Genomic DNA, 7105 nt, shown 5'->3' on the forward strand with positions numbered 1-7105 from the left:
GTTCCTGATGATGCGCTTTCTGAAGCGCACAAAATACTTTCAAGAGCAGATGTTGAACCTGAGGAATTTGTCGCCATCCATCCTGGAAGTGGTGGTTCAGCGCTTAACTGGGGCCCTGAAAACTTCCGCTCGTTGGCGGAAATACTCAAAAAAGATGGAATAAAGTATGTTGTCACCGCCGGACCAGGGGAGCTTGAGCTTGCACAATTCGTTGCCGGTGGCAAAACTAATGTGATCTTCAATCAGCCCATCCAGATTGTAGCCGGTATTTACAAGTTTTCTCGTGCGTTCGTCGGGCCAAGCACAGGAATGCTCCACCTCGCCGATGCCGTGGGTACCCTTGCATTCGGCATTTACCCGGTGCTAAGAGTAACATCAGCGACACGATGGGGTCCCGCCCACAACAAAGCAGGCTGGATAAGCCCAGACCTGCCGCCCTGTAAAAAGTGCAAAAAAAGCTGCCGTCATTATCCCTGCACAAATCTTATATCGCCGCTGGAAGTTTACAGGCGGATTGTTGATGTTTTCAAAGATTAAGAATTGCTCTCAAGCTTTCCAAAAAACTTCTCGATTTGCTCCATAAGTTCCTCGACAATGCGGTCGTTAGGCACCTTTTTTATCGGCTTACCACGACTGAAAATAAGCGAATAGCCTTTGCCGCAAGCCACGCCAATATCTGCATGGGCGGCCTCGCCGGGACCGTTAACAACACAACCCATAACAGCAATACTAATGGGTTTCCTTATGTTTTTCGTTTGGTCCCAGATTTTTCTTGCTATGTCATCTATCTTCGTTTCGGCGCGGGCGCACATTGGGCAGCTTATTATTCTAACCCAATAGTCACGCAATCCAAGAAAGCGAAGAATCTCCCGGGCTACGCGAACCTCAGTAGCGGGGTCCTCAGTAAGCGAGACCCTAAATGTGTTTCCGATGCCCGCTGAAAATATCATTGCCGAGCCAACACTTGAGGCGATTATCCCTTGATATCCAAAACCTGCTTCCGTTATCCCCACATGAATAGGATAGCTGAATTCCTCAGCAAAAAGCATGTTGGCTTCATATGCAAGTTTTGGCGAGGAGGCCTTGAGTGAAACCACGATGTCAGTGAAGTCTGCTTCTTCGAGAATTTCTATTTCTCGCCTTGCTGCCTCGACCATAGCTTCAGGGGTTGGTCCGCCAAATTTTTTGAGCAAATCCTTGGGCAGAGAACCAGCATTAACGCCAACCCTTATCGGTATACCGCGTGCTTTAGCCTCCCGCGCGATAAGCCTGACATACTCCGCCTTGCCGATATTTCCGGGATTTATTCGAAGCTTATGAACTCCCGCATCAAGCGACGCAAGCGCTAAACGGTAGTCAAAGTGAATGTCCGCTACTATCGGAAGCGGTGAGGACTTTAATATCTCCTTCAGCGCCTTCGCGGAATCCATGTCCGGGACTGAGACACGCATTATGTCTCCACCGGCAAGAAGAACACTTTCAATCTCGTTCAGCACGCCCGCAATATCGGTCGTTGGACGCTTCGACATGGACTGAACGGTGATTATGGTATCTCCACCAATAGAAACGGTGCCCACCATCACCCTTTTCGTTTCCTCTCGTCTCGTCATTATCGCGAAATTTCTGTAAATGCCAATCTCTTTAAGATGACACTTAACAAGAGGTGCGCAACTTAATTCTGAGGGTCTTTCTGTGGCAGGTTATTTAGCCTTCCCCATGCAAATATTTTTCAGCCGCGAATGCAGCATTAGCACCGTCGCCAACCGCCGTAGAAATCTGTCTTAGGAGCTTGCTTCTGACATCGCCAGCGGCAAAAAGTCCGGAGATGTTGGTCCGCATCTCCGCATCAGTAATAATAAAACCTTTGTCATCAAGGCCAAGCTCATCTATCGCTATGAAGTCAGTGTTGGGAATTAGACCTATGTAAACGAATATTCCAGAAACATTCAAAACTTTTGTCGAGCCATCCACGCGAGATTCTACCTCTAACCCCTCGACCACCTGCTCTCCCAAGACTTTTTTGGGGACATGGCTCCACACAAACTCGATTTTTGGGTTATTAAATGCTCGCTCCTGAAGAATTTTCGTTGCTCTAAGTTTGTCTCGACGGTGGACTATGAAAACCTTTGATGCGAACTTGGTCAAATACAGCGCCTCCTCCACCGCTGCGTCTCCGCCGCCTATAACGGCAACTACTTTATCCTTATAAAGTGCCCCATCGCAGGTCGCGCAAAATGATATTCCCTTGCCAATAAATTTGTCCTCACCCTCTATGTTCATCAGTTTTGGCGATGCGCCCGATGAGATTATCACAGCCTTCGCTGAGGTCTCGCCTTCATCAGTAATTATTCTGAACTTGCCATCCTCAATAGTCAGCCTCTGAACACCAGCGTTTATAATTTTGGCACCGAATTTCTCCGCCTGAGCTTGAAAGCGCTGCATAAGCTCCATTCCCGATACTGGTTCGGCGAATCCGGGATAGTTTTCGACAAGCTCCGTGTTAAGAATTTGTCCGCCGGGTATGGGATTTTTCTCGATAAGCACATGGTCGAGCATCGAGCGGGCTGCATAGAGTGCAGCCGTAAGCCCCGCAGGACCACCACCTATTATCGCTAATTCGTAACTTTCCTTAAATGTTTCACTTCCGCCCACGAAGAATTCTATGCTCATATGCCTCTCCTTTATGCGAAATGCTATGGAAGGGAATGTTACCTGCTAATCGGCATCGTCAAGAACGCTTATCCCGGGGAGTTCCTTGCCCTCCATGAATTCGAGTGATGCTCCACCACCGGTCGAAATGTGCGTCATCATGTCGGCGAATCCAAGTTCATATGCCGCTGCTGCCGAATCACCGCCCCCGACTACCGCTACATTGCCCTTTGAGGCAACCTCCGCCATAGCCTCAAGAACAGCTCGCGTACCCTCCGAGAATGGCTTTATCTCGAATATCCCCATAGGTCCGTTCATGAAAACCGACTTTGCTTTGAGAATCTCGTCCGTGTATAGCTGGATCGTTGCCTGACCGATGTCTACCCCAATCCAATTTTTCGGAATGTGATCATAGGGAACAGTTTTAACTGGAGAGTTGGGGTCAAGTTCCTTTGCGACCAGTATGTCCACGGGGAGAAGCATTCTTCCGCCAAGTTCCTCCGAAAGGTTGAAAATTTCTGTCGCGGTCTGAAAGGAATTCTCCTCAACGAGTGATTTTCCCACCTCAAGCCCCCACGCGGAGAAAAATGTGAACGACATTCCACCACCAACGAGAATCTTGTCAACCCGCGGGAGAAGGTTCTTGAAAACGCCTATTTTGGTGGATACTTTTGCGCCACCTATAACCGCCACGAAAGGTCGGGCTGGGTCATCAAGGAACATGCCAAGGTGCTTTATTTCGCTTTGAAGCAGGTATCCCGCTACCGCTGGTCTAAGAAATTTCGGCACTCCCACAACGGACGCATGCGCCCTATGGCAAACTGAGAAAGCATCGTTGACAAATACCTCACCATGACGAGCCAGCTTTTTGGCAAATTCATCCGAGTTTTTCTTCTCCTCAGGATGGAATCTGACATTCTCGAGAAGCATTACCTCGCCGGGCTTTAACGAGTCCACAGCCTTGTTGACATCGTCGCCCACGCAATCATTAACAAACTTTACCTCCTGCCCAAGAAGTTTTGATAGATGCTTCGCCACAGGGGCAAGGCTAAGTTTTGGGTCAACTTTTCCGCCCGGACGACCAAGATGAGACATTAGAACAAGGGCGTTAGAGTCGGAAAGAAGCTTCTTTATGGTGGGCAGCGATTTGCGAATTCTCAGGTCGTTTGCTACTTTACCGTTCTCCAGCGGAACATTGTAATCAACGCGAATAAGAACACGCTTGTTAGTAATCTGGATATCGTCGATGGTCTTTTTACGCATGGCTGCCTCCGAATGTTGAATCTTTAGATTCGTGAAATAACCTTATTAATCCCCCAAAGCAAGAAAAATTTGATCGGAACAGAAATTTACATCATCATAACGAGCATGTCAACCATACGGTTGGAAAATCCGTATTCGTTGTCGTACCACGCCAGGACTTTTATAAACCTGCTCCTTTCCCCCATGACTCTCGTAGATGCCGCGTCGAAAATGCATGAGTGTGGGTTGCCAATAATGTCGGTAGAAACTATCGGATCCTCGGTATACTCTATTATCCCTTTCATGTCACCCTCAGCGGCGGCACGAAGCGCACCGTTAATATCGTCAACGGTAACCTCTTTGCCCAACACTGCGACCAGGTCAACTATCGAGCCATCAGGCACAGGCACGCGCATGGATATACCATCGAATCTGCCCTCAAGTTCAGTAATAATTTTGCCTACTGTCTTTGCGGCGCCAGTAGTGGTGGGTATTATCGACATCGCTGCCGCGCGAGCACGCCTCAGGTCCTTATGGGGAAGGTCGAGTATGCGCTGGTCATTGGTGTAGGCGTGGACTGTGGTCATGTAGCCGTACTCTATCCCAAAATTATCCCACAGCACTTTTGCCAACGGGACTATCGCATTCGTGGTGCAGGAACCTATGCTTATTATGTGATGCTTCTCGGGGTCGTAATCCTTGTGGTTGACACCTATTACAAATGTTCCGTCGGCGCCTTTGCCGCGTGCAGGTGCGGATATAAGGACTTTCTTCGCGCCAGCTTTAAGATGAAGCTCAGCTTTCTCCCGTTCCCTGAACCTGCCCGTGGATTCCACAGCTATGTCGACCTCAAAGTCTTTCCATGGAAGCTGTGAGGGGTCAGTTATAGCAAAGACGGGGATTTCTTTGCCGTCAACTATTATCGAATTATCCGTGTAGCTGACTTCATGCCCCCAAATCCCGTGAACAGAGTCGTACTTCAAAAGATGGGCAAGTATCTTTGGGGTCGTTATGTCGTTTATCGCCACGAACTCTAAATTCGGATTACCCCAGCCAATGCGAAAAACGAGCCTGCCTATACGCCCGAAACCGTTTATAGCCACTTTTGTTGCCATATCTTCCTCCTTTTTAAACAGATTCTAAATATCTGTGCCATAGCTGATTCGGTCAAGGAAAGAAACACTATCCATACAATCGATAACTTCCTCCTTTCCTAATGTTTTCCTGTTTCCATTCCCTGCCTGCACTTTGTTTTTTCTAAGCATCCAACATTGTTTCAGGCTCCCATTACGAGTGCCTTTTCGCTACTATACTTAGCCTCGTACTCATCCGCCATCTGTTTTGCGCTGTCCTTAATGCTTTCGTAAACATCAGGTCTGAATTGGCGCAGGAATTCGAAAACTCGATGAAGGCTAAGATATGTATCGAAGCAAGGACCATTGGGCCTTTCAATAAGAATACCGTATACTGGTATAGGATACACATCTACCATTCCTTCCGCAAGGTCTCTTGGGCATGCCACGGCAAGTATCATAGTCGGCTTTGCCTCAGTAACCACTCTTCTCGCCACAGTTCCACCTGTAGCAACATAAACCGAAATACCTCCTTTCCCGTGCAGGTTCACCAACGCTCCTACTGGGCACATCCCACACTTGCGGCAATTCTCGACTGACCAGGTTATTTTCCACGGGCAATCGTGCCATTGAATGCAATGCGGAAGCAAAATCAAAAGCCTTTCGGCACTGAACCTCCCTTTTTTAGCCTGCGCCCAGAAAAGTTTGTTACTAACGGCTATAAAGCTCTCCCTTAGCTTGTCTTTCTCGATTCCAAAAAGGCTCGAGCCTATAAGATACACTATCGGTGGAAGTATGCGCATAGTTATCTGCGTTTTCCCGTGTGGATACAAAAGGTCATAGCCAGTAATTGTCGTGAGCGTTATCAAACCAAGTCCGCCAAAAATCACTATTATCAAAGCACCGAAAGATATGCCCACACCATAGCAGAGTAGCTTCGATATCTCGCAAAGCCTCGGCTGAGAAAGATAGAATACTAAAGCAATTGCAAATGCGAATACTATGTATGCAAGCCAAGATAAAACCAGAAATGGCGTTGTGTTCCACGCCTCGCTTTTCGGAATTATGTTATTTCGGGATTTTTGCCCTTTCGATTTCACCTTTTATAGTTTGGGTTTTACTTTGCCTGAAAACTCTTCTTAGAAGCTTTTCAACAAATTTTTTAGCCAAAAGCACTCCTCGTGGACCTGCCAATATCACTCCTGCTGCTGACATACCCCATGTTATAGCGTATATTATCGTTGCCCAAACCATAAACTTTGCCTGATGATATTTTGCAGTTAAATAACCGCCAACAGCAAAGCCAATCCATCCTATAGGCGGGTTTATTATGAGCAGCACGATTCCTACTCGGAAAGCCCGCTCGCTCTCCCTTATCCTTTTAAGAATTCTTCTTAACATTACCAAGGACTAATATGTCAGTATTACTCTGACCTCGACCCCCTCAAACCTGTCCTCGTAGCGGCATATTCCGCCTGAGCAGAAAAATCCACCGGGACGGCTTCCAAGGCTTATTCGCATGTCAGCATTCTCGATTAGTTTGAGGCTACTTACCGCTCTTATGTAACTTTCCTCGTCCACAACACCGCCTTCAAGTCCAATACTCCCGAAACCAGCATAATTGATGTTAACCGTGAAGTAGATGTTTCTGTGATATGCATCCTGATAGCTCCATTGCTGTCCCTCGGCAGTGATAGTAAGCGCAAATGGCGAGGGTTCGGGGCGCAGTGTAAGGTCGGTTATCCCGGTAAGATAGGTAGTATCCTTATCCGCCACATATTCTCCAGCAACCGTTATGTCAACGAATTTTCTTTCTTTGGATAACTCGAGCCAGAGTTGGGAATACTTATCCGTCCCGTCATGTCTTGCTGCTGATGCAAAAAATACCTCGCCTGACATGCCAAACTTATTGCCAGAAGCGCTAAACGCAAAGCCTACCTCATCGTTAAGATTAACTTTTTTAACATGACGGCTTGGAAGAGTGTATGGTGAATAGTGTATTAATGTCGGGGGGTTATTGTACTGCTTCTCCCTTATGACGAAGTTGTCATAGTTCTTGTATTCCCCCATGAAGGAGAAATCGCTTATATAGAATACGGTGGAAAGGTAATATGCGTAACCAGTTGGCAGCTCTTCCCACA

General features: G+C 47.4%; 8 protein-coding genes. 1 reads left to right on the plus strand and 7 read right to left on the minus strand.

Annotated elements, in window-relative coordinates:
- On the plus strand, positions 1-537 hold a 537-nt coding region (locus J7J62_02165), incomplete at its 5' end, for a glycosyltransferase family 9 protein (GenBank protein MCD6123958.1).
- On the opposite strand, the gene ispG is transcribed toward J7J62_02165, so the two are convergent.
- From ispG to J7J62_02200, 7 genes are all read right to left on the minus strand, one after another.
- Positions 534-1610 (minus strand): flavodoxin-dependent (E)-4-hydroxy-3-methylbut-2-enyl-diphosphate synthase, encoded by a 1077-nt coding sequence (gene ispG / locus J7J62_02170; GenBank protein ID MCD6123959.1) that lies wholly within the window; start codon positions 1608-1610, stop codon positions 534-536. The genes J7J62_02165 and ispG overlap by 4 nt on opposite strands.
- Positions 1611-1704: 94 nt before the next feature.
- Positions 1705-2670 carry a thioredoxin-disulfide reductase gene (gene trxB / locus J7J62_02175; protein MCD6123960.1) on the minus strand — a complete coding sequence of 322 codons (966 nt, stop codon included), beginning with the start codon at positions 2668-2670 and terminating at the stop codon, positions 1705-1707.
- Between the two features lie 45 nt (positions 2671-2715).
- Positions 2716-3912 (minus strand): phosphoglycerate kinase, encoded by a 1197-nt coding sequence (locus J7J62_02180; protein ID MCD6123961.1) that lies wholly within the window; start codon positions 3910-3912, stop codon positions 2716-2718.
- An 86-nt stretch (positions 3913-3998) separates the two neighbouring features.
- The gene (gene gap / locus J7J62_02185) at positions 3999-5006 is read right to left on the minus strand and encodes a type I glyceraldehyde-3-phosphate dehydrogenase (protein ID MCD6123962.1); all 1008 of its coding nucleotides are present in this window, start codon (positions 5004-5006) and stop codon (positions 3999-4001) included.
- Positions 5007-5167: 161 nt separating this feature from the next.
- Positions 5168-6064: a DUF116 domain-containing protein gene (locus tag J7J62_02190; protein ID MCD6123963.1), complete on the minus strand. Its 897-nt coding sequence runs from the start codon at positions 6062-6064 to the stop codon at positions 5168-5170.
- Positions 6033-6365: a hypothetical protein gene (locus tag J7J62_02195; GenBank protein MCD6123964.1), complete on the minus strand. Its 333-nt coding sequence runs from the start codon at positions 6363-6365 to the stop codon at positions 6033-6035. The genes J7J62_02190 and J7J62_02195 overlap by 32 nt, the downstream gene beginning before the upstream one ends.
- Positions 6366-6374: 9 nt before the next feature.
- Positions 6375-7105, minus strand: a 731-nt coding sequence (locus J7J62_02200) for a hypothetical protein (GenBank protein MCD6123965.1), incomplete at its 5' end; no start/stop codon positions are given.

Source organism: bacterium, from assembly GCA_021159335.1.
In the GTDB taxonomy this organism is placed as follows: Bacteria; UBP14; UBA6098; order B30-G16; family B30-G16; genus JAGGRZ01.